At 62.0% G+C, this 22,683-nt stretch carries 19 protein-coding genes, 1 tRNA gene and 1 pseudogene; 19 read left to right on the top strand and 2 right to left on the bottom strand.

Translation table 11 applies throughout. From position 1 onward, the window contains the following. From NKI06_RS28490 to NKI06_RS28420, 15 genes and pseudogenes are all read left to right on the top strand, one after another. Positions 1-135, top strand: a 135-nt coding sequence (locus tag NKI06_RS28490; protein ID WP_473606819.1) for an EF-Tu C-terminal domain-related protein, incomplete at its 5' end; no start/stop codon positions are given. Positions 136-283: 148 nt separating this feature from the next. Next, positions 284-1,918, top strand: a complete 1,635-nt coding sequence (locus NKI06_RS28485; protein ID WP_352987769.1) for a COG3904 family protein — start codon at positions 284-286, stop codon at positions 1,916-1,918. Between the two features lie 198 nt (positions 1,919-2,116). Beyond that, positions 2,117-2,584: pseudogene (locus NKI06_RS28480) on the top strand (group II truncated hemoglobin); the annotation flags it as partial. Between the two features lie 173 nt (positions 2,585-2,757). Next, positions 2,758-2,833: transfer RNA gene (locus NKI06_RS28475), tRNA-Trp, on the top strand. Between the two features lie 429 nt (positions 2,834-3,262). After that, complete coding sequence (locus tag NKI06_RS28470) at positions 3,263-3,727, top strand: Hsp20 family protein (RefSeq protein ID WP_352987768.1); 465 nt, start codon at positions 3,263-3,265, stop codon at positions 3,725-3,727. Between the two features lie 73 nt (positions 3,728-3,800). Beyond that, positions 3,801-4,268 carry a hypothetical protein gene (locus tag NKI06_RS28465; RefSeq protein ID WP_023716380.1) on the top strand — a complete coding sequence of 156 codons (468 nt, stop codon included), beginning with the start codon at positions 3,801-3,803 and terminating at the stop codon, positions 4,266-4,268. Between the two features lie 489 nt (positions 4,269-4,757). Further along, positions 4,758-4,961 (top strand): preprotein translocase subunit SecE, encoded by a 204-nt coding sequence (gene secE, locus NKI06_RS28460; RefSeq protein WP_023667439.1) that lies wholly within the window; start codon positions 4,758-4,760, stop codon positions 4,959-4,961. Positions 4,962-4,988: 27 nt separating this feature from the next. Beyond that, positions 4,989-5,516, top strand: a complete 528-nt coding sequence (gene nusG / locus NKI06_RS28455) for a transcription termination/antitermination protein NusG (RefSeq protein WP_006333333.1) — start codon at positions 4,989-4,991, stop codon at positions 5,514-5,516. 172 nt (positions 5,517-5,688) lie between these two features. After that, the gene (rplK, locus tag NKI06_RS28450; protein WP_006333334.1) at positions 5,689-6,117 is read left to right on the top strand and encodes a 50S ribosomal protein L11; all 429 of its coding nucleotides are present in this window, start codon (positions 5,689-5,691) and stop codon (positions 6,115-6,117) included. Between the two features lie 4 nt (positions 6,118-6,121). Next, positions 6,122-6,820: a 50S ribosomal protein L1 gene (rplA, locus tag NKI06_RS28445; protein ID WP_023667438.1), complete on the top strand. Its 699-nt coding sequence runs from the start codon at positions 6,122-6,124 to the stop codon at positions 6,818-6,820. A 374-nt stretch (positions 6,821-7,194) separates the two neighbouring features. Then, positions 7,195-7,713, top strand: a complete 519-nt coding sequence (rplJ, locus tag NKI06_RS28440; RefSeq protein ID WP_023667437.1) for a 50S ribosomal protein L10 — start codon at positions 7,195-7,197, stop codon at positions 7,711-7,713. Positions 7,714-7,767: 54 nt separating this feature from the next. Continuing rightward, on the top strand, positions 7,768-8,145 hold the full coding sequence (rplL, locus tag NKI06_RS28435) for a 50S ribosomal protein L7/L12 (RefSeq protein WP_023667436.1): 378 nt from the start codon (positions 7,768-7,770) through the stop codon (positions 8,143-8,145). A 248-nt stretch (positions 8,146-8,393) separates the two neighbouring features. After that, positions 8,394-12,530: a DNA-directed RNA polymerase subunit beta gene (gene rpoB / locus NKI06_RS28430; RefSeq protein ID WP_023686024.1), complete on the top strand. Its 4,137-nt coding sequence runs from the start codon at positions 8,394-8,396 to the stop codon at positions 12,528-12,530. Between the two features lie 147 nt (positions 12,531-12,677). Continuing rightward, positions 12,678-16,874, top strand: a complete 4,197-nt coding sequence (gene rpoC, locus NKI06_RS28425) for a DNA-directed RNA polymerase subunit beta' (protein ID WP_023667434.1) — start codon at positions 12,678-12,680, stop codon at positions 16,872-16,874. 79 nt (positions 16,875-16,953) lie between these two features. After that, positions 16,954-17,619 carry an O-methyltransferase gene (locus NKI06_RS28420; protein ID WP_023667433.1) on the top strand — a complete coding sequence of 222 codons (666 nt, stop codon included), beginning with the start codon at positions 16,954-16,956 and terminating at the stop codon, positions 17,617-17,619. A gap of 46 nt (positions 17,620-17,665) precedes the next feature. Here the strand turns inward: NKI06_RS28420 and NKI06_RS28415 are convergent, their stop codons facing one another. Continuing rightward, positions 17,666-18,601: a Gfo/Idh/MocA family protein gene (locus tag NKI06_RS28415; RefSeq protein WP_352987767.1), complete on the bottom strand. Its 936-nt coding sequence runs from the start codon at positions 18,599-18,601 to the stop codon at positions 17,666-17,668. Positions 18,602-18,706: 105 nt separating this feature from the next. Beyond that, entirely contained in the window at positions 18,707-18,988 is a 282-nt protein-coding gene (locus NKI06_RS28410) for a transcriptional regulator (RefSeq protein WP_352987766.1), read from the bottom strand. Between the two features lie 495 nt (positions 18,989-19,483). On the opposite strand from NKI06_RS28410, the gene rpsL reads away from it, so the two are divergent. From rpsL to NKI06_RS28390, 4 genes are all read left to right on the top strand, one after another. Next, on the top strand, positions 19,484-19,855 hold the full coding sequence (gene rpsL, locus NKI06_RS28405; protein ID WP_006333356.1) for a 30S ribosomal protein S12: 372 nt from the start codon (positions 19,484-19,486) through the stop codon (positions 19,853-19,855). Positions 19,856-19,931: 76 nt separating this feature from the next. Continuing rightward, the gene (rpsG, locus tag NKI06_RS28400; protein WP_008875664.1) at positions 19,932-20,402 is read left to right on the top strand and encodes a 30S ribosomal protein S7; all 471 of its coding nucleotides are present in this window, start codon (positions 19,932-19,934) and stop codon (positions 20,400-20,402) included. A gap of 30 nt (positions 20,403-20,432) precedes the next feature. Beyond that, a complete protein-coding gene (gene fusA / locus NKI06_RS28395) occupies positions 20,433-22,523 on the top strand; it encodes an elongation factor G (protein ID WP_023667430.1) in 2,091 nt (696 codons plus the stop codon). Positions 22,524-22,588: 65 nt separating this feature from the next. Beyond that, on the top strand, positions 22,589-22,683 hold a 95-nt coding region (locus NKI06_RS28390), incomplete at its 3' end, for a GTP-binding protein (RefSeq protein WP_131922527.1).

The following is a 22,683-nucleotide window of genomic DNA, read 5'->3' as shown; positions in this document are numbered from 1 at the left end:
GTTATGCCCGGCGACAACATCACGGTCGATGTCGAGCTGATCGTGCCGATCGCCATGGAAGAGAAGCTGCGCTTCGCCATCCGTGAAGGCGGCCGTACCGTCGGTGCCGGCATCGTCGTCACCATCAAAGAGTAATCGAGCCCGGCATCGCCGGATCGAAACGGATAGGGGCGGCCCTCGGGCCGCCCTTTTTCGTTGGCCAGATGTGCCTGTTTTGGGGTCCCAATCTCTGTTGCAAGTCTGTGAGCCTCTACAGTATAGATTGCATTGAGGGCTTGGTCGGATGGTTCCACAGCACCGTTTGCATAGTCGGTCATGGTGGGCACTGGGGCTGATCTGCCTGGTGTCGATGTTTGCCATGGGCACTGCCGCCTTGGCGGCCGAGACAAAAAATTCAGAGCCGGATCCGGATCCGCCGATGCGGTTCGTCGTCGTGCGCAGCGACGCGGCGGGCTGTGAGCCGAGCTGTCCGGAATGGATATCGGCCGAGGGTGCGATATCGGCCAAGTCGCCGGCGCTGCTCAAGGCTGCCCTGAAAACGCTCGGCGGCCGCAAATTGCCGATCGTCATCAACTCTCCCGGCGGCGATGTCGATGCAGCCATCGCCATGGGCCGGATGATACGCAAGAACAAGCTCGACATCGCGGTCGGCAGGACGTGGTTCGTCGGCTGCGAGCCGGGGATGAAAAACTGCAAGGAGAACGACGCCAGAGGCGCGCACTATATCGGCAGCCCCTATGTGCTCGGCAGCTATTGCGCATCCGCTTGTCCAATGATGCTGGCCGGCGGCACCAGGCGCCTGGTCGGGCCGCTGGCCTATCTCGGCGTCCACCAGATCACCACCACGATCGTGCAGATGAACGTGCAATATCAGGTCCGCTACCGGATCGTGAAAGGCAAGAAGCGGGTCATCAGCAAGAAGGTCGTCAGCCGCAAGAACACCGGCAGCTACAAGACCTACGAGATGAGCAAGGGGGTGGAGCGCAAGCTGTCCGCCTATTTCAAGGAGATGGGTGTCGACCTCAGCATCATCGAGACGATGAAGAGCACGCCGGCCAGCGACATCCAGCAGATCGACCTCAGCGACATGCTGACAATGAAGCTGGTCACCAGCGACGACGCTGCAGATCTGCTGACCAGCGCAAGCCTGTGCAGGCTGGACCTTCCGGCTCCGAATTGCCGGGAAATACCGGCGAACAAGCCAGCCGGCGGCCTGCCGGACGTGGCAAAGGCTGCGCCGCTGCCGGTGAAGCCGGAGAGCGCGCCGCACGATGACGGCATGCGCTTTGTCGTGGTTCGCGGCAGCAACCCGCTCTGCAATCCCGACTGCCCGGAATGGATTGCAGCGCAAGGCGCGATTACGCCCCAGACGCCGCAGAAACTCAGCCAATTGCTCGCCACGCTTGGCAACCGGCGGCTGCCGGTGGTGATCAGCTCGCGAGGCGGCGACCTCTCCGGCGCCCTGGCGGCGGGCCGGATCATCCATGAAAAGAAGCTCGACGTTGCCGTTGCCCGCACCGATTTCGTCGGCTGCGACCCGGCAGAGTGGAATTGCCTGGCCAGGGAAGGCGCCTATGCCGGGCTGAGCGTCGATGGCGACGGCGACTGCGATTCGGCCTGCGCGCTCATGCTGGCCGGTGGCGCCAGGCGGCTTGTCGGTACCCAGGCGCGGCTCAGCCTCTATCTGATGGGGCAGAAGCAGGCGGTCAAGTCCTACCTCGACGAGATGGCGATCAGCCCCGCTTTGTTCAGGGCGCTCCAGGGCAGTTCGGTCGAGCGCCAGCTCGAACCCGACATGATGCTGAAGGTTGGCCTGACGACCGGGCGCCAGTCGGTGGATGCGCTGACGGGTTCCAGCACCTGCAAATCGGCGCCGAAACCTGAGAATTGCCGCGTGGTGCCGTCGTCCAATGGCTGATCGTGCCCTATCGTCATGGAAGCGAAAGGAGTCGGATGGGCGTGCTGGAGCCGAGGAAGGCGACGCCGGCAAGCGACATCACGCCGAATCGCCCGCCAAATTGTAGGGCGGCGGGTTCACACTCGCCGTCGAGGCAGGTTGAGCAGGGTGCGATTTCCGCTAGCTTCGTGCCGGCGCCGGGCTGGCGGAGGATCGACAATGAGCCAGGACATCCCGACACTCTACGAATGGGCCGGCGGCATCGAAGCCCTCAACCGGCTGACGGAAACCTTTTACGACAAGGTGTCGCGCGACCCGGTGGTCGGCCCAGTGTTCAAACACATGTCGCCGGATCATCCCGCGCATGTCGCGGCCTTCATCGGCGAGGTTTTTGGCGGACCCAAGACCTACAGCGAACAGCATGGCGGCCATCGCGAGATGGTCATGCATCACTTGGGTAAGCATCTGACGGAGGAACAGCGCCGCCGCTGGATCAGCCTGCTTGCCGATGCCGCCGATGCGGTCGGGCTGCCGGACGATCCCGAATTCCGTTCCGCCTTCATGGGCTATGTCGAATGGGGGTCACGGCTTGCCAAGATGAATTCCACCCTCGGCGAGACCTGCGACCCGCAGACCGAACCGATGCCGGCCTGGGGCTGGGGCGTGCCGGGCGGGCCGTACAAGCCGCGGCCGGGGGCTGAGCGCCGGCATGCGGCTTCAGGCAGGCGAAAAATCGAGATAGGCAGGGACGGGCTGGTCATCACCTATTCGGATTTTGGCAAAGGATCTGAAAGCGCGTCAGACAACTCTTTACAGCGCGCCCGGAAGCTTTTAGGAAGCGCCTGCGCTGAAACGCGCGTACGGGCATAGCTCAGTTGGTAGAGCGGCGGTCTCCAAAACCGCAGGTCGTAGGTTCGAGCCCTGCTGCCCGTGCCATTTTCCTCGTTGGAATCCGGCATTTTAGAAACGCCTTGTTTTGGCTCCTCGTTTGGTTGGGCTGAAGCCGCGTACTCGACGAGCGACGTTCCGAAGGCATGCGCAGAGCGAGAGCGCTGATGCGCAATGCCGAAGTCGGCGTATTTCCACGAACCGATTTCCTTGATTCAACTGCCATTGGCGAGCCAATTGCCATTTGCGTTCACAATTCAGAATAGGCCTATTTTGCTGCCGCCAGCTGCTTTTCAGCGGCTGCGAATTATTGGAAGCGGGATGCTGGCCTGGCTTCTGGAATTTTTTTGAACAGGGCTCTTGAACCGGTTTTCAGCCCTTCCTAATTCGTTTCCCGCCGAGGCCGATTGGCTTGACAAAAGGCGGCGCTGCTGGGCGGCGCCCTTGTACCCATGTTGCTTCAAGGAGGATGTGGCTATGAGAACCTTTGATACTCTCTATCGCAGCACCGTCGGTTTTGACCGTCTTTTCGACATGCTCGACAGCGGCACGCGTCCGGACTGGCCGCCCTATAACATCGAGAAGGTCGACGAGAACGATTACCGTATCTCGATGGCCATCGCAGGCTTCAGCCAGGATGAGGTTGAGCTGACCCAGCATGGACCCGAACTGGTCGTGGTAGGCCAGAAGGCTGATGACCAGAGCGGACGCCAGCTGCTGCACCAGGGCATCGCCTACCGCACTTTCAGGCAGACGTTCAAGCTTGCCGACCACATGAAGATCAAGGCAGCCAAACTGGAGAATGGCCTCCTCTCGATCGACATTGTCCGCGAGATTCCCGAAGAGCTGAAGCCGCGCCGCATCAGCATCGGCGTGGGCGACGCCCAGGTGGGCGGCAAGCAGATCGCCCAGGATACGGAACGCACCCGCAAAGCGGCCTGATCGTATCGATTCAGTTATCCCTGCGGTCCGCCTCCCGGCTTCGGCCGGGAGGCCCAGATTGCGGAGAATGGAGATGGACAACTTCTACGAGACACCGACACTTTCTGCGGCACGCTCGGGCAAAATTGAAACTTCTTTGTGCCTGCTCGACAATCCAGACGACGTCATCAACCATCCACGCCTCAGCCGTGGAGAAAAGCGGGCACTGCTTTCCTCGTGGGCGTCCGATGCCTGCGCGGTGGAAAACCAGCCTGCCTTGCGCCGCCTGGACAACGGCACGGTAATCCCTGTCGACCAGATTCTGAGGGCGTTGAAGGCTCTGGATGAGAAACCCACGCTGGGGAAAGAGACTTCAGGCCGGGTGCTGCCTTGGCGACCCTCCACGCGCCGCAGCGGTCTCAAAGCTTGGCGGCGTCGTGGCCGTTCTTTCGGCCCCGACGATGACGACGACCCGCCCCCGTGCCCGGCAGTGATCGCGCCGCGCCCACGCCCACCATGCGGAATCGGCGCAGTGGCCGGGGTCGAACTCGCCTGTGCCTAACTAACCCTGGGTTGATCCAGCTGCCTCGGCATGGGCAGCTGGATTCCAATCTTGCGTGCGCTTCATTTGGTTTCCAAAACAGCAGGTCGCAGGTTCGTCCGCAACGCCATTTCCTCGAACTTGTAATCGCGTGCCTGATTTCCGGATCCACCTCCTGGAATTGGGGTCCGGCATTGAAAAAGGGCAGGTGGCTTGCCATATTGGGCGAACTGAGGCATAAGGCCTCGATAGCCGGGACGGGACGACTGGATGGTTCCGAGGCGGCGTTTGGTCATAAAGCGGACACTTGCCACTTGCGTGGATCAAGAATCGGTTTTATGTAGACACAACAGACACGCGACGCGTGGAGCTGGGAAGCCGGCTTTACGCGTCCGATTTGCATGGGCGAAATGGCGCTGATTCGGCGTCGACTTGAACCCAGGCGGCACGTCCCGGCCAGCGGGATCATCCAGGAGACCCGGCCAACGGGTCTTGAAGACAGAGCGGCATATGGCTTCGAAAACCACAAATCCTTTCGTCTTTCTCCAGCAGGTCCGCGCGGAAACTGCCAAGGTGACTTGGCCGTCGCGCCGGGAGACGATGATCTCGACGGTGATGGTGCTCGTATTCGCGGTCATCGCGATGATCTTTTTCTTCACCGCCGACGTGGCCATGGGCTACGCGATCGAGCGGTTACTGAGCCTCGGCCATTAAGTCCGGCGATTACGGAGAAGTCTTGAAATGACCGCGCGCTGGTACATCGTCCACGCCTATTCGAACTTCGAAAAGAAGGTCGCCGAGGACATTGAGAACAAGGCCAAGCAGAAGGGCCTGTCCGCCGATATCGAGCAGATCGTGGTGCCGACCGAGAAGGTCGTCGAAATCCGCCGCGGCCGCAAGGTCGATGCCGAGCGCAAGTTCTTTCCGGGCTATGTGCTGCTCAAGGCCAATCTGACCGATGCGGTGTTCTCGCTGGTCAAGAACACGCCGAAGGTCACCGGCTTCCTCGGTGACTCCAAGCCGGTGCCGATCACCGAAGCCGAGGCGCAGCGCATCCTGAACCAGGTTCAGGAAGGCGTCGAGCGGCCGAAGCCCTCGGTCACTTTCGAGATCGGCGAGGCGATCCGCGTTTCGGATGGTCCGTTCGCCTCGTTCAACGGTTTCGTCCAGGAGGTGGACGAGGAGCGGGCGCGGCTCAAGGTGGAAGTTTCGATCTTCGGGCGCGCCGTGCCGGTCGATCTGGAATTCGGACAGGTCGAAAAGGGCTGATCCGAAAACCCTGCGCCGGTTCGCCGGCAAGGGGAGGCGGCGCGGAAAGCGCGCGGCCATGAACGGGTGGGAGGCGAATGCGGCTTTAGCCGGCCGCGCGGACCGCACCACCAGACTGCAACCGCCGGTGTTCCCGATACTGGGGCCGGCATGAGATAAAGGCAGGAAAGAGATGGCTAAGAAAATTGCAGGCCAGCTCAAGCTCCAGGTCAAAGCGGGATCGGCTACGCCGTCTCCGCCGATCGGCCCGGCACTTGGTCAGCGCGGCATCAACATCATGGAATTCTGCAAGGCGTTCAACGCGCAGACCCAGGAAATGGAAAAGGGATCGCCGATCCCGGTCGTCATCACCTATTACCAGGACAAGTCCTTCACCTTCGTCATGAAGACGCCGCCGGTGAGCTACTTCCTGAAAAAGGCGGCGAACTTGACTTCGGGTTCGAAAGAGCCGGGCAAGATCAAGGCCGGCACGATCGGTCGCGACAAGGTGCGCGCCATCGCCGAACAGAAGATGAAGGATCTGAACGCAAACGACGTCGAGGCGGCCATGCGCATGGTCGAGGGCTCCGCCCGCTCGATGGGTCTGGAAGTGGTGGGCTGAGATCATGGCAAAGATTGCAAAGCGTGTATCGAAGTCCCGCGACGGCATCGACCCCAACAAGGCCTATGCCCTTGGTGAGGCGCTGAAGCTGCTCAAGGACCGTTCGACGGTGAAGTTCGACGAGACCATCGAAGTTGCGATGAACCTCGGCGTCGACCCGCGCCATGCCGACCAGATGGTCCGCGGCGTGGTCAACCTGCCGAACGGCACCGGCCGCTCTGTCCGCGTCGCCGTGTTCGCACGTGGCGGCAAGGCCGATGAGGCTCGCGCCGCCGGCGCCGACATCGTCGGTGCCGAGGATCTGGTCGACATCGTCCAGAAGGGCACGATCGACTTCGATCGCTGCATCGCCACGCCGGACATGATGCCGCTGGTCGGCCGTCTGGGCAAGGTGCTGGGCCCGCGCGGCATGATGCCGAACCCGAAGGTCGGCACCGTCACCACCGACGTCGCCGCCGCCGTCAAGGCATCGAAGGGCGGCGCTGTCGAGTTCCGCGTCGAGAAGGCCGGCATCGTTCATGCCGGCGTCGGCAAGGTCTCGTTCGACGTCAAGGCGCTGGAAGAAAACGTCCGCGCCTTCGCCGATGCCGTGACCAAGGCAAAGCCGGCTGGCGCCAAGGGCAACTACGTCAAGAAGGTGTCGGTCACCTCGACGATGGGCCCGGGCCTCAAGCTCGACGTCTCGACGCTCGCAGCGTCTTGATACGAACATCTGGATCGGCTGCCAAGGCGCTGATCCGCAAGTGAATTCCGGGCCTCCGACTTGTCGGCGGCCCGGTACCGGAAGTCGAGAGGCTTCCGGACATCCTGTCCGAGATTGCAGGCGGCCCAGAAGCCTTAATTGAATTGGGCCTGCATGAGACGGGTGAAAACCGGACAACGGAGCGACAAGCTCCAATGAAAGGTTCGAACCGTGTTTGCCTTTTGTCTGCGCATCTCCGGCTTGCCGTCGATGTGGCGAAAGGGGGCAGGATCCTCGAGCGTCGTTCGGGAGATCTGTAATGGATGGCCCGGCCGGCAAAAAGGCAACCCGACGCCTGTCCCACTAGCGGGGCAGGGGTCAACTGGAGATAGGCAGTGGACAGAGCGGAAAAACGCGAACTCGTCACGGGCCTGAATGGTGCTTTTGCAGGCGCTGGTTCAGTCGTCGTGGCCCACTACGCCGGTATCACCGTCGCGCAAATGAACGACCTTCGGTCGAAAATGCGCGCTGCCGGTGGCACCGTCAAAGTCGCGAAGAACCGTCTCGCCAAAATCGCTCTTCAGGGCACGGACTCCGCATCGATCATCGACCTGTTCAAGGGACAGACGCTGATCGCTTATTCGGAGGATCCGATTGCGGCGCCGAAGGTCGCGTCCGATTTCGCCAAGGGAAATGACAAGTTGGTCATTCTCGGCGGCGCAATGGGCACCACCTCGCTCAACGCCGACGGTGTGAAGGCACTCGCCACACTTCCGTCGCTCGATGAGCTGCGCGCCAGGCTGGTTGGCATGATCGCCACGCCGGCAACCCGGATCGCCCAGATCGTCAATGCGCCGGCGGCTTCGGTCGCGCGCGTCATCGGCGCTTACGCCCGGAAGGACGAGGCGGCATGAGGCCGTTCCTCGCTATCACAAACACACGTTCGAACCTGATGAAGGAATACAACAATGGCTGATCTGGCAAAGATCGTAGACGACCTTTCGAAGCTGACCGTCCTCGAGGCGGCCGAGTTGTCGAAGCTTCTGGAAGAAAAGTGGGGCGTTTCGGCTGCTGCTCCGGTGGCGGTTGCCGCTGCCGGCGGCGCTGCCGCTGCTGCTGCTCCGGCTGAGGAAAAGACGGAATTCGACGTCGTCCTCACCGAGGCAGGCGCTCAGAAGATCAACGTCATCAAGGAAGTCCGCGCCATCACCGGCCTGGGCCTCAAGGAAGCCAAGGATCTGGTCGAAGCAGCTCCGAAGCCGGTCAAGGAAGCCGTTTCCAAGGCTGACGCTGAGAAGTTCAAGGCCCAGCTGGAAGCAGCCGGCGCCAAGGTCGACCTGAAGTAAGCGTAAAAGCGGCGGGCGGCCTCGCGCCGTCCGCCACTCCCTTCATCAGAGGGGAGGATGCGTAGCGCGAGATGTACGAGAACCTCTTTCCTGAGGGCCGAAACCGGCCTTCAGGAAACGGGTTTTCTCCCGTTTTAGCCGTCGCCGCCAGGCGGCGGGAAACAGATCAGGGGCCGCCGCCGAGGTGGCCGCGCATGCAAGGTGAGCCGCGGCGAGGCTCGCCCCGAGTTTATAGCTAAGGAGCGACGATGGCCCAGACCCAGACTTTCAATGGCCGCAGACGCGTACGCAAGTTCTTCGGAAAGATTCCGGAAGTTGCGGAGATGCCGAACCTGATCGAGGTTCAAAAAGCATCCTATGACCAGTTCCTGATGGTGGCGGAGCCCAAGGGTGGGCGTCCGGACGAGGGACTGCAGGCCGTTTTCAAGTCGGTTTTCCCGATCTCCGATTTCTCCGGCTCCTCGATGCTGGAGTTCGTGAAGTACGAGTTCGAAGGACCGAAATTCGACGTTGACGAATGCCGTCAGCGCGACCTGACCTATGCCGCGCCACTCAAGGTGACGCTGCGCCTCATCGTGTTCGATATCGACGAGGATACCGGCGCAAAGTCGATCAAGGACATCAAGGAGCAGGACGTCTATATGGGCGACATGCCGCTCATGACGCTCAACGGCACCTTCATCGTCAATGGCACGGAGCGCGTCATCGTCTCGCAGATGCACCGTTCGCCGGGCGTCTTCTTCGACCATGACAAGGGCAAGTCGCACTCCTCGGGCAAGCTTTTGTTTGCGGCGCGCGTCATTCCCTATCGCGGTTCGTGGCTCGACATCGAGTTCGATTCCAAGGACGTCGTGCATGCCCGCATCGACCGCCGCCGCAAGATTCCGGTGACGTCGCTCTTGATGGCGCTCGGCATGGACGGCGAAGAGATCCTGTCGACCTTCTACAACAAGATCACCTACAAGCGCGCCGGCGACCACTGGCGCATCCCGTTCAACGTCGAGCGTTTCCGCGGCCTCAAGGCCGTTGGCGACCTCGTCGATGCCGACACAGGCGAAGTTGTCGTCGAGGCCGGCAAGAAGATCACCGCCCGCCAGGCAAGGGCGCTTGGCGAAAAGGGTTTGAAGGCGATCAAGGCGACCGACGAGGATCTGCTCGGCAATTACCTGGCCGAGGACATCGTCAACTACGGCACCGGCGAGATTTTCCTCGAAGCCGGCGACGAGATCGATGAAAAGACGCTGAAGGTGCTGCTCGGCACGGGCGAAAGCGAGATCAAGGTTCTCGACATCGACCACGTCAATGTCGGCGCCTACATCCGCAATACGCTCAACGTCGACAAGAACGAGAGCCGCCAGGACGCACTGTTCGACATCTACCGTGTCATGCGCCCGGGCGAGCCGCCGACGCTTGAAACCGCCGAAGCCATGTTCAACTCGCTGTTCTTCGACTCGGAGCGCTACGACCTGTCGGCCGTCGGCCGCGTCAAGATGAACATGCGCCTCGAGCTCAAGGCTGAGGATACCGTGCGCGTGCTGCGCAAGGACGACATCCTGGCCGTGGTCAAGACGCTGGTCGAGCTGCGCGACGGCAAGGGCGAGATCGACGACATCGACAATCTCGGCAACCGCCGCGTGCGTTCTGTCGGCGAGCTGATGGAGAACCAATACCGCGTCGGCCTGCTGCGCATGGAGCGCGCGATCAAGGAACGTATGTCCTCGATCGAGATCGATACGGTGATGCCGCAGGACCTGATCAACGCCAAGCCGGCGGCTGCCGCCGTGCGCGAGTTCTTCGGTTCCTCGCAGCTGTCGCAGTTCATGGATCAGACCAACCCGCTGTCGGAGATCACCCACAAGCGCCGCCTGTCGGCACTTGGCCCGGGCGGTCTGACCCGCGAGCGCGCCGGCTTCGAAGTGCGCGACGTGCACCCGACGCATTACGGCCGCATCTGCCCGATCGAGACGCCGGAAGGCCCGAACATCGGTCTGATCAACTCGCTGGCGACCTTCGCGCGCGTCAACAAGTACGGCTTCATCGAAAGCCCGTACCGCAAGATCGTCAATGGCAAGCTGACCAATGAGGTCGTCTATCTCTCCGCTATGGAAGAGTCCAAGCACCACGTTGCGCAGGCCAACGCCGAGCTCGACAAGAATGGTGGTTTCGTCGACGAATTCGTCATTTGCCGCAGCGCCGGCGAAGTGATGATGGCGCCGCGCGAAAACGTCGATCTCATGGACGTGTCGCCCAAGCAGATGGTGTCCGTGGCCGCGGCGCTGATCCCGTTCCTCGAGAACGACGACGCCAACCGCGCGCTAATGGGCTCCAACATGCAGCGTCAGGCCGTGCCGCTGGTGCGCGCCGAAGCGCCGTTCGTAGGCACCGGCATGGAGCCGATCGTTGCCCGTGACTCGGGTGCCGCCATCGGCGCCCGCCGCGGCGGCATCGTCGACCAGGTGGACGCGACGCGTATCGTCATCCGCGCCACGGAAGATCTCGATCCCGGCAAGTCGGGCGTCGACATCTACCGGCTGATGAAGTTCCAGCGTTCGAACCAGAACACCTGCATCAACCAGCGTCCGCTGGTGCGCATGGGCGACCGCGTCAACAAGGGCGACATTATCGCCGACGGTCCGTCGACCGAGCTCGGCGATCTGGCGCTCGGCCGCAACGTGCTGGTCGCGTTCATGCCGTGGAACGGCTACAACTACGAGGACTCGATCCTGCTCTCCGAGCGCATCGTGGCCGACGACGTCTTCACCTCGATCCACATCGAGGAATTCGAGGTCATGGCCCGCGACACCAAGCTTGGACCGGAGGAAATCACGCGCGACATTCCGAACGTTTCGGAAGAAGCGCTGAAGAACCTCGACGAAGCCGGCATCGTCTATATCGGCGCGGAAGTGCAGCCGGGCGACATCCTGGTCGGCAAGATCACGCCGAAGGGCGAAAGCCCGATGACGCCGGAAGAAAAGCTCCTGCGCGCCATCTTCGGTGAAAAGGCGTCCGACGTTCGCGACACCTCGATGCGCATGCCTCCGGGCACCTTCGGCACAGTCGTCGAAGTGCGCGTCTTCAACCGCCACGGCGTCGAGAAGGACGAGCGCGCCATGGCGATCGAACGCGAGGAGATCGAACGCCTCGCCAAGGACCGCGACGACGAGCAGGCGATCCTCGACCGCAACGTCTATTCGCGCCTTTCCGACGTTCTCGTCGGCAAGGAAGCCATTGCCGGGCCGAAGGGCTTCAAGAAGGGCTCGAAGCTGTCGAAGGACACGCTGGACGAGTATCCGCGTTCGCAGTGGTGGCAGTTTGCGGTGGAGAACGAAAAGCTCCAGAGCGAACTGGAAGCCCTGCGTGGCCAGTACGACGATTCCAAGAAGGCGCTCGAGCAGCGCTTCATGGACAAGGTCGAGAAGGTCCAGCGCGGCGACGAAATGCCTCCGGGCGTCATGAAGATGGTCAAGGTCTTCGTGGCCGTGAAGCGCAAGATGCAGCCGGGCGACAAGATGGCCGGACGTCACGGCAACAAGGGTGTCGTGTCGCGGATCGTTCCGGTCGAGGACATGCCTTTCCTCGAGGACGGCACGCATGCCGATATCGTGCTCAACCCGCTGGGTGTGCCGAGCCGCATGAATGTCGGCCAGATCCTGGAAACGCATCTGGGCTGGGCATGCGCGGGCATGGGCAAGAAGATCGGCGAGCTGATCGACGCGTACAAGACGGCTGGAGACATCAAGCCGTTGCGCAAGACGCTCGAGAGCTTCATCCCAGCCAACGACCGCAACGAGCCGGTCCGCGAATATGACGACGAGAGCATCGTTCGCCTCAGCGAGCAGATGCGCCGCGGCGTCTCTATCGCGACACCGGTGTTCGACGGCGCGCATGAAGTCGACATCAACATCATGCTGGAGCAGGCGGGCCTGCACACCAGCGGTCAGTCGCAGCTCTATGACGGACGCACAGGCGAGCCGTTCGATCGCAAGGTGACGATGGGCTATATCTATATGCTCAAGCTTCACCACCTGGTGGACGACAAGATCCACGCGCGTTCGATCGGTCCGTACTCGCTCGTTACCCAGCAGCCGCTGGGCGGCAAGGCGCAGTTCGGTGGCCAGCGCTTCGGCGAAATGGAGGTCTGGGCGCTGGAAGCCTATGGCGCCGCCTACACGCTGCAGGAAATGCTGACGGTGAAGTCGGACGATGTCGCCGGCCGCACCAAGGTCTACGAGGCGATCGTGCGCGGCGACGACACGTTCGAGGCCGGCATTCCCGAGAGCTTCAACGTGCTCGTCAAGGAAATGCGGTCTCTCGGCCTCAATGTCGAGCTGGAGAACACCAAGCTCGACGACAACCCTGTCCGGCTGCCAGATGCTGCCGAATAGGGGCGCGGCCGAGTAAGCAAGACATCCGGTCGCGGAACGCCGCGACCGGATGCAACAAATTCTACGGCCAGTGGGCCGACCACTCAGCGGGCATTTGGCCCGCGTTAGATGCAAGGGGTTTTCGAGGACCCCGAAAAGGAGAACGGCATGAACCAAGAGGTCATGAATCTCTTCAATCCGCAGGCGCCGGCGCAGGTGTTCGATTCCATCCGGATATCGCTCGCCAGCCCTGAGAAGATTCTGTCCTGGTCGTTCGGCGAGATCAAGAAGCCGGAGACCATCAACTACCGCACCTTCAAGCCGGAGCGTGACGGTCTGTTCTGCGCGCGCATTTTTGGCCCGATCAAGGACTATGAATGCCTGTGCGGCAAGTACAAGCGCATGAAGTACAAGGGCGTCATCTGCGAAAAGTGCGGCGTCGAAGTCACGCTGTCGCGCGTTCGCCGCGAGCGCATGGGCCACATCGAGCTGGCGGCACCTGTCGCTCACATCTGGTTCCTGAAGTCGCTGCCGTCGCGCATCGGCACGCTGCTCGACATGACCCTGAAGGACATCGAGCGCGTCCTCTACTTCGAGAACTACATCGTCACCGAGCCTGGCCTAACCGCGCTGAAGGAGCACCAGCTGCTCAGCGAGGAAGAGTACATGATCGCCGTCGACGAGTATGGCGAGGATTCGTTCACCGCCATGATCGGCGCCGAGGCCATTCATGACCTTCTGGCCGGCATGGACCTGGAGAAGATCGCCGGCGATCTGCGTTCGGAACTGGCTTCGACCACGTCCGAGCTGAAGCAGAAGAAGTATCTGAAGCGGCTCAAGGTCGTCGAGAACTTCATGGAGTCCGGCAACCGTCCGGAATGGATGATCATGAAGGTGGTTCCGGTGATCCCACCGGACCTGCGCCCGCTGGTTCCTCTGGATGGTGGACGTTTCGCGACGTCCGACCTGAACGATCTCTATCGCCGCGTCATCAACCGCAACAACCGTCTGAAGCGGCTGATCGAGCTGCGCGCCCCCGGCATCATCGTGCGCAATGAAAAGCGCATGCTGCAGGAAGCCGTCGATGCGCTGTTCGACAACGGCCGTCGCGGCCGCGTCATCACCGGCGCCAACAAGCGTCCGCTGAAGTCGCTGTCCGACATGTTGAAGGGCAAGCAGGGCCGGTTCCGCCAGAACCTGCTCGGCAAGCGCGTCGACTATTCGGGCCGTTCGGTCATCGTCACCGGTCCGGAGCTCAAGCTGCACCAATGCGGCCTGCCGAAGAAGATGGCGCTCGAACTGTTCAAGCCGTTCATCTACGCCCGCCTCGACGCCAAGGGGTTCTCCTCGACCGTCAAGCAGGCCAAGAAGCTGGTCGAGAAGGAGCGTCCGGAAGTCTGGGATATCCTCGACGAGGTCATTCGCGAGCATCCGGTGCTGCTGAACCGTGCGCCGACGCTGCACCGCCTCGGCATCCAGGCGTTCGAGCCGATCCTGATCGAAGGCAAGGCGATCCAGCTGCATCCGCTGGTCTGCACGGCCTTCAACGCCGACTTCGACGGCGACCAGATGGCCGTTCACGTGCCGCTGTCGCTGGAAGCGCAGCTTGAAGCCCGCGTGCTGATGATGTCGACCAACAACATCCTGCACCCGGCTTCCGGCGCGCCGATCATCGTGCCGTCGCAGGACATGGTCCTGGGTCTCTACTATCTCTCGATCGTCAATCAGAACGAGCCGGGCGAAGGCATGGTGTTTGCCGACATGGGCGAACTCCAGCATGCGCTCGAGACCAAGGCGGTGACGCTGCACTCCAAGATCAAGGGTCGCTTCCGCACGGTCGACGCCGAAGGCAAGGTCGTGTCGAAAATCTACGACACCACGCCTGGCCGCATGATCATCGGCGAACTGCTGCCGAAGAACGTCAACGTGCCTTACGAGACCGCCAACCAGGAGATGACCAAGAAGAACATCTCCAAGATGATCGACACCGTCTACCGCCACTGCGGTCAGAAGGAGACGGTCATTTTCTGCGACCGCATCATGGCCCTCGGCTTCAGCCACGCCTGCCGCGCCGGCATTTCGTTCGGCAAGGACGACATGCTGATCCCGGACGCCAAGATCAAGCTGGTTTCCGACACCGAAGCTTTGGCCAAGGAATACGAGCAGCAGTACAATGACGGCCTGATCACTCAGGGCGAGAAGTACAACAAGGTCGTCGACGCCTGGGCCAAGTGCTCGGAAAAGGTCGCCGACGAGATGATGGCCCGCATCAAGGCCGTCGAGTTCGAGGACAGTGGCCGTCAAAAGCCGATGAACTCGATCTACATGATGTCGCATTCGGGTGCGCGTGGTTCGCCCACCCAGATGCGTCAGCTCGCCGGCATGCGCGGCCTGATGGCAAAGCCCTCGGGTGAAATCATCGAGACGCCGATCATCTCGAACTTCAAGGAAGGCCTGACCGTGCTCGAGTACTTCAACTCGACCCACGGCGCCCGCAAGGGTCTGGCCGACACCGCCTTGAAGACGGCGAACTCGGGTTACCTCACCCGTCGTCTGGTCGACGTGGCGCAGGACTGCATCGTCAACTCCGTGGATTGCGGCACCGACAAGGGCCTCACCATGCAGCCGATCGTCGATGCCGGTCAGGTCGTCGCTTCGGTCGGCCAGCGCGTGCTGGGCCGCACCTCGCTCGACGACATCACGCACCCGGTTTCGGGTGAGGTTCTGGTCAAGGCCGGAACCCTGATGGACGAGCGTGACGTGGAAAAGATCGAAAAGGCCGGCGTGCAGTCGGTCCGCATTCGCTCGGCACTGACCTGCGAGGTCAGGATCGGCGTCTGCGCGGTCTGCTACGGACGCGATCTTGCCCGCGGCACTCCGGTCAACCAGGGCGAAGCCGTCGGCGTCATCGCGGCGCAGTCGATCGGCGAGCCGGGCACCCAGCTCACCATGCGTACCTTCCACATGGGCGGTACGGCGCAGGTGGTGGACAGCTCGTTCCTTGAAGCCTCGTATGAGGGCAAGGTCGAGATCCGCAACCGCAACGTGGTGCGCAACTCGGACGGCCAGCAGATGGTCATGGGCCGCAACATGGCGGTGCTGATCCTCGACGAAGCCGGCAAGGAGCGTGCCTCGCATCGCCTTACCTATGGTTCGCGCATCTTCGTGGACGATGGCGACAAGGTGAAGCGCGGCCAGCGTATCGCCGAATGGGATCCCTATACCCGCCCGGTCCTTACCGAAATCGAGGGCAAGGTGTCGTACGAGGATCTGGTCGACGGCATTTCCGTTCAGGAAACGGCCGACGAATCGACCGGCATCACCAAGCGCGAGGTCATCGACTGGCGCTCGACGCCACGCGGCAACGACCTCAAGCCGGCGATCGCCATCCTTGACCCCAAGGGCAAGGTCGGCAAGCTGTCGAAGGGCGGCGACGCCCGCTTCCTGCTCTCGGTCGAGGCCATTCTTTCGGTCGAGCCGGGTTCGCAGGTTCGTCCCGGCGACGTTTTGGCGCGTATCCCGATGGAAAGCGCCAAGACCAAGGACATCACCGGCGGTCTGCCGCGTGTTGCCGAGCTGTTCGAGGCACGTCGTCCGAAGGATCACGCCATCATCGCCGAGATCGATGGCACGATCCGCTTCGGCCGCGACTACAAGAACAAGCGCCGCATCATCATCGAGCCGCATGACTCGACGCTTGAGCCGGTCGAATACCTGATCCCGAAGGGCAAGCCGTTCCATCTCCAGGACGGCGACGTCATCGAGAAGGGCGACTACATCCTCGACGGCAATCCGGCGCCGCACGACATCCTGGCGATCAAGGGCGTGGAAGCACTTGCTTCCTACCTCGTGAACGAAATCCAGGAAGTCTACCGTCTGCAGGGCGTGTCGATCAACGACAAGCACATCGAGGTGATCGTTCGCCAGATGCTGCAGAAGGTCGAGATCACGGTGCAGGGCGACTCGACCTACATTCCGGGCGACCACGTCGACGTGATCGAACTGGAAGAGGTCAACGAGCGCCTGGTCGAGGACGGCAAGAAGCCGGCCGAAGGCCAGCCGGTGCTGCTGGGCATAACCAAGGCCTCGCTGCAGACGCCTTCCTTCATCTCGGCCGCCTCCTTCCAGGAGACGACCAGGGTGCTGACCGAAGCTGCGGTTGCCGGCAAGACCGACATGCTGCAGGGCCTGAAGGAAAACGTCATCGTCGGCCGGCTGATCCCGGCCGGTACCGGCGGCACGATGAGCCAGATCCGGCGCATCGCCACCTCGCGCGACGAACTGATCATCGACGAGCGCCGCAAGGCCTCCGGTGTCGAGGTCGCCGAGCCGATGCTGACCGACATGGTCAACGCCGCGCAGTAAGCGGGGTAGGACGAGAAGAAGGAAGGGGGCCCCAGTGGCCCCTTTTCGCGTTTTGACCCCCAATCGAATCGAGGAAAACATGAGCAAGAAGGTTTGGACTGACGTCGACGACTACATCGTTTCCTCTCTCTTCGAGGCAGATCCCATCCTCGAAGCGGTGCTTGCGGCCAACCGCGACCAGGGCCTGCCGGCCATCGACGTATCGCCGGCGCAGGGCAAGCTGCTGTCGCTGCTAGTCCGCATCAGCGGCGCCAGGAAGGTGCTGGAGATCGGCACGCTCGGCGGCTACTCGACCATCTGGATGGCAAGGGGATTGCCCGTCGGCGGCAAGATCGTGACGCTCGAACTCGAGCCGCATCATGCAAAAGTCGCGCACTCGAATCTCGAGCGGGCAGGGGTGCCGGACAAGGTCGAGCTCAGGATCGGCCCCGCGCTTCAGTCGCTTGAGACGCTGGCTGCCGAAAATGCCGGTCCGTTCGATCTGATCTTCATCGACGCGGACAAGCCGAACAACCCGAATTATCTGTCATGGGCCATGCGCCTGTCGCGGCCGGGGACGGTCATCATCTGCGACAACGTCATCCGCGACGGCACCGTGCTCAACGACGATGGCCGTGACGCCTATGTCGAAGGCGCACGCGGTGCGTTTTCATTCATCGGCGGCGACAAGCGCCTGGACGGCACCGCCATCCAGACTGTCGGCGCCAAAGGCTATGACGGCTTTGCGATTGCGATCGTCGAGTAAGGCTGCATGGTGAGTGTCCGGACTGCGGTCCGGCAGAACTCATCGTTCAATCGAAGAACGCTCCCACCACATTGCGCTTGCCGAGCATGAAGGCGTCGGCCACGTGCTGCAGGGGTGCCAAATCGACATCGGAGACGCCGGCGCGTACGATTTCAGCGAAGCGCCGGTAAAGCTGGGGATATTCGGCCTCCGGCTCGTCGTGAACCACCTTGCCGTCGATGGCGAGCTTGGTGCCGCCGCCGGACAGCACCATCTTGCCCTTGTCCGTGTCGGCCAGGATGTCCCAGCTCTGTGGTCCCGTCTGCAGCCAGTCGAGCTCCATGGTCACCGGCAACCCATCCGAGGTACGGAAGGTCACGTGGGCCGCCACAGGCGCGGCGCGGTTTTCCGGGAAGTCGAGGACGGCCGAGGTGATGAACATCGCCGGCAGGATGTGGGTTGCGATCGACAGTGCGTTTATGCCGGGATCGAAGACGCCGAAACCGCCCGGCGCCCAGATCCAATCCTGGTTCGGATGCCAGCGGCGGACATCTTCCTTCCAGACGATAGCAGCCGAGTTGACCTTGGCCGCCGCTAGGAAGGCGCGCGCGGCCTCCACTGCCGGCGCGTAGCGCGAATGCCAGCTGGCGAACAATGAAACGCCATTGGCTGCCGCCAGCTGCTTCAGGTCCTCGACCTCACTGACCGTGGCGCCCGGCGGCTTCTCCAGGAAAACATGCTTCTTCGCCATCAGCGCGGTGCGTGCCGCGTCGTAGCGGAACTGCGGCGGCATGCACAGCGACACGGCCTCGAGTTCCGGCACCGCGTCGAGCATCGCCTCGATGGTCGGAAAATTCGGGATGCCGTCCACCTTGCCGTGCCGGCTGGCGGCGGCGATGAGGCGGTAGTCCGCATCCTTGGCCACTGCCGGCAGATGCTGGTCGCGCACGATCTTGCCGACGCCGACGATGCCGAGCTTGATGGGACCATTGTTCGAGGGCATGGGAACTCCGCGGATTCGAATTTGGCTTGTTAAGTCGCTTGGTTCTTAGCAGAGAACCGGTGCCGGGCAAGCCGGCGCGGTACAGGCGCAAGCAGCCTGTGGCGCTCAGAGCGGCACGTCAAACGTGACGATCGACACTTCGCCTTCGAGGGCACCCTGAAAGGCTGACAGATGCGGCTCCTCGTCGGGTACGCCCTCCATATCGCCGATCTGGTCGAGCTCAGCTTCGGCATAGCCTTCGGCCGCAAGCGATTCGAGCACCCGGCGCACGGCCGAATCGTCGTCGGGCGCAACCAGCATCACATGGACGCCTTCCGGCTTGCCGCCCTTCTTTTTCCAGACCCGGCCGGTGACGATGGTGACCGGGCGTTCCTCATTGTCGTTCACGGGCTGATTCCTCTTGAGACGGGGGCGGGCGAGGGGTTTTGGGCTGTCCATGGCGCCTTTTGCCATGAAGAACCCGCGCATGACAGCCAAAAGCCGGTCACTTTCTTGTCTGCCCCGGTCACTTTCTTCCTCTGCCTTGCAAAACGAAGAAAGAAAATTACATGCGTTTTTCGCATGGCTGACAAGCCGTCGTCAGCGCGCAATATTTGGCGTGCCGGGGTTGACGGTTCACGGTCTTGCGAGTAGAAGCCGCCCAGTCAGAACCGATGTGAGGCTCTCCCTTCCGAAGCGACACGCCTTGGAGTTTGCCTCAAACAGGGTTCGTTTTACGAGCGAAAAGACATTTCCGGCGCGCATGAAGCGGTTCCCGCTTCCTCTGCATTTTGTTCGGGCAGGACCGCGAGGCGCGGTTTATGGCCCGAATTTGCGTATGGAATTGGCGCTTTGAGCGGCCCTGACCGGGCGAGACACGGAATTGAGAGACAAGAGGGTTTAATGCCTACCGTCAACCAGCTGATCCGCAAGCCGCGCATTGCGCCAGTGAAGCGCAACAAGGTCCCGGCCATGCAGCAGAACCCGCAGAAGCGGGGCGTCTGCACGCGCGTCTATACAACGACGCCGAAGAAGCCGAACTCGGCACTGCGCAAGGTGGCCAAGATCCGCCTGACCAACGGCTTTGAAGTGATCGGCTACATCCCCGGCGAAGGCCACAACCTTCAGGAACACTCCGTGGTCATGATCCGCGGCGGCCGCGTCAAGGATCTTCCGGGCGTGCGCTACCACATCATCCGCGGCGTGCTCGACACGCAGGGCGTGAAGAACCGCAAGCAGCGCCGTTCGAAGTACGGCGCCAAGCGTCCGAAGTAAGGGGCGTCCGAAGTAAGATTTTCCGGCCCTGGCGCTGCTTGAATGCGTCGGGCTACGAGATTGAGAGACAAAAGCCATGTCGCGTCGTCACAGTGCAGAAAAGCGTGAGATCAATCCGGACCCGAAGTTCGGCGATCTGATCGTCACCAAGTTCATGAACGCCGTCATGTATGACGGCAAGAAGTCGGTTGCCGAGACCATCGTCTACGGTGCGCTCGACCAGGTTCAGTCGAAGACCAAGCAGGAGCCGGTCACCGTCTTCCATCAGGCGCTCGACAATGTCGCGCCGCATGTGGAAGTCCGGTCGCGCCGCGTCGGCGGCGCTACCTACCAGGTTCCGGTCGATGTGCGCCCCGAGCGCCGCCAGGCCCTGGCGATCCGCTGGCTGATCGCCGCGGCCCGCAACCGCAACGAGACCACCATGGTCGACCGCCTCTCCGGCGAGCTGATGGACGCGGCTAACAACCGCGGCACCGCCGTGAAGAAGCGTGAAGACACCCACAAGATGGCTGAAGCCAACCGCGCTTTCGCACACTACCGCTGGTAAAGCGCGAACGAGACTGAGAAGGCATCCAAGATGGCCCGCGAATACAAAATCGAAGACTACCGCAATTTCGGTATCATGGCGCATATTGACGCCGGCAAGACGACGACCACCGAGCGCGTCCTCTATTACACGGGCAAGTCGCACAAGATCGGCGAAGTCCACGACGGCGCTGCCACCATGGATTGGATGGAGCAGGAGCAGGAGCGCGGCATCACCATCACGTCCGCCGCCACCACGACCTTCTGGAAGGGTCGCAGCGGCAAGATGTACCGCTTCAACATCATCGACACTCCCGGACACGTCGACTTCACCATCGAAGTCGAGCGTTCGCTGCGCGTGCTCGACGGCGCCATTGCGCTGCTCGATGCCAATGCCGGTGTTGAGCCGCAGACGGAAACCGTCTGGCGCCAGGCCGACAAGTATAAAGTTCCGCGGATGATCTTCTGCAACAAGATGGACAAGATCGGCGCCGACTTCTACCGCTCGGTCGAGATGATCGGCTCGCGTCTTGGTGCGCATGCCGTCGTCATGCAACTGCCGATCGGCGCTGAGACCGAGTTCAAGGGTGTCGTCGATCTCGTCGAGATGAACGCGCTGGTCTGGCGCGACGAGACGCTGGGCGCTGCCTGGGACGTCGTCGAGATCCCGGCCGACCTGCAGGCTCGCGCCGAAGAATACCGCGAGAAGATGATCGAAGCCGCTGTCGAAATGGACGAGACGGCACTCGAGAATTACCTCGAAGGCAAGATGCCGTCGAATGACGAGATCCGCGCGCTGATCCGCAAGGGCACCATCGCGGTCAAGTTCTACCCGATGTTCTGTGGCTCGGCCTTCAAGAACAAGGGCGTGCAGCCGCTGCTCGACGCCGTCGTCGAATACCTGCCGTCGCCGGCCGATGTTCCCGCCATCAAGGGCGTCGACGCCAAGACCGACGCCGAGATCGAGCGTCATGCCGACGACAACGAGCCGCTGTCGATGCTGGCCTTCAAGATCATGAACGACCCGTTTGTCGGTTCGCTGACCTTTGCCCGCATCTATTCGGGCAAGCTGACCAAGGGCATCTCGGTCGATAACACCGTCAAGGGCAAGAAAGAGCGCATCGGCCGCATGCTGCAGATGCATGCGAATTCGCGCGCCGACGTCGAAGAAGCCTTTGCCGGCGACATCGTTGCTCTGGCTGGCCTCAAGGACACGACCACCGGCGACACGCTCAGCGATCCGCTGCACCCGGTCATCCTCGAGCGCATGGAATTCCCCGATCCGGTCATCCAGATCGCCATCGAGCCGAAGACCAAGAACGACCAGGAAAAGATGGGCCTCGCCCTTCACCGCCTGGCCGCCGAGGATCCGTCCTTCCGCGTCAAGACCGACGAGGAAAGCGGCCAGACCATCATTTCGGGCATGGGCGAGCTTCACCTCGACATCATCGTCGACCGCATGCGTCGCGAGTTCAAGGTCGAGGCCAATGTCGGCGCGCCGCAGGTGGCTTACCGCGAGACGATCACCCGCAGGCACGAGCAGGACTACACCCACAAGAAGCAGACCGGCGGTACCGGTCAGTTCGCCCGCGTCAAGATCGTGTTCGAACCGAACCCGGAAAGCTCGGAGTTCGAGTTCGAGACCAAGATTGTCGGCGGTGCGGTTCCCAAGGAATACATCCCGGGTGTCGAAAAGGGCATCAACAGCGTCATGTCGTCGGGTCCGTTCGCGGGCTTCCCGATGATCGGCGTCAAGGCGACGCTTATCGACGGCGCTTACCACGATGTGGACTCCAGCGTTCTGGCCTTCGAAATCGCCGGCCGCGCCTGCTTCCGTGAAGCCGCACCCAAGCTTGGCGTGCAGCTGCTCGAGCCGATCATGAAGGTCGAAGTCGTGACGCCGGAAGACTATGTCGGCAGCGTCATCGGCGACCTGAACGGCCGTCGCGGCCAGATCCAGGGCCAGGAAGCGCGTGGCGTGGCTGTCGTCATCAACGCGATGGTGCCGCTGGCCAACATGTTCAAGTATGTCGACAACCTGCGCTCGATGAGCCAGGGCCGCGCGGCCTACACGATGCAGTTCGATCACTATGAGCCTGTGCCGACCGCGGTCGCCCAGGAAGTCCAGAAGAAATACGCGTAACCCCAGCGGGTTGCATCGGTAACTTAATTCAAGGCCCGTACGGGCGAGCAGATTGGAGACATCACATGGCAAAAGGTAAATTCGAGCGTAACAAGCCTCATGTGAACATTGGCACGATTGGCCACGTCGATCATGGCAAGACGTCGCTGACGGCGGCGAT

It is taken from the genome of Mesorhizobium sp. M0772 (assembly GCF_040320135.1).
In the GTDB taxonomy this organism is placed as follows: Bacteria; Pseudomonadota; Alphaproteobacteria; order Rhizobiales; family Rhizobiaceae; genus Mesorhizobium.
The sequence above is the reverse complement of the archived record's forward strand: the minus strand, read 5'-3'. Positions and strand labels throughout refer to the sequence as shown.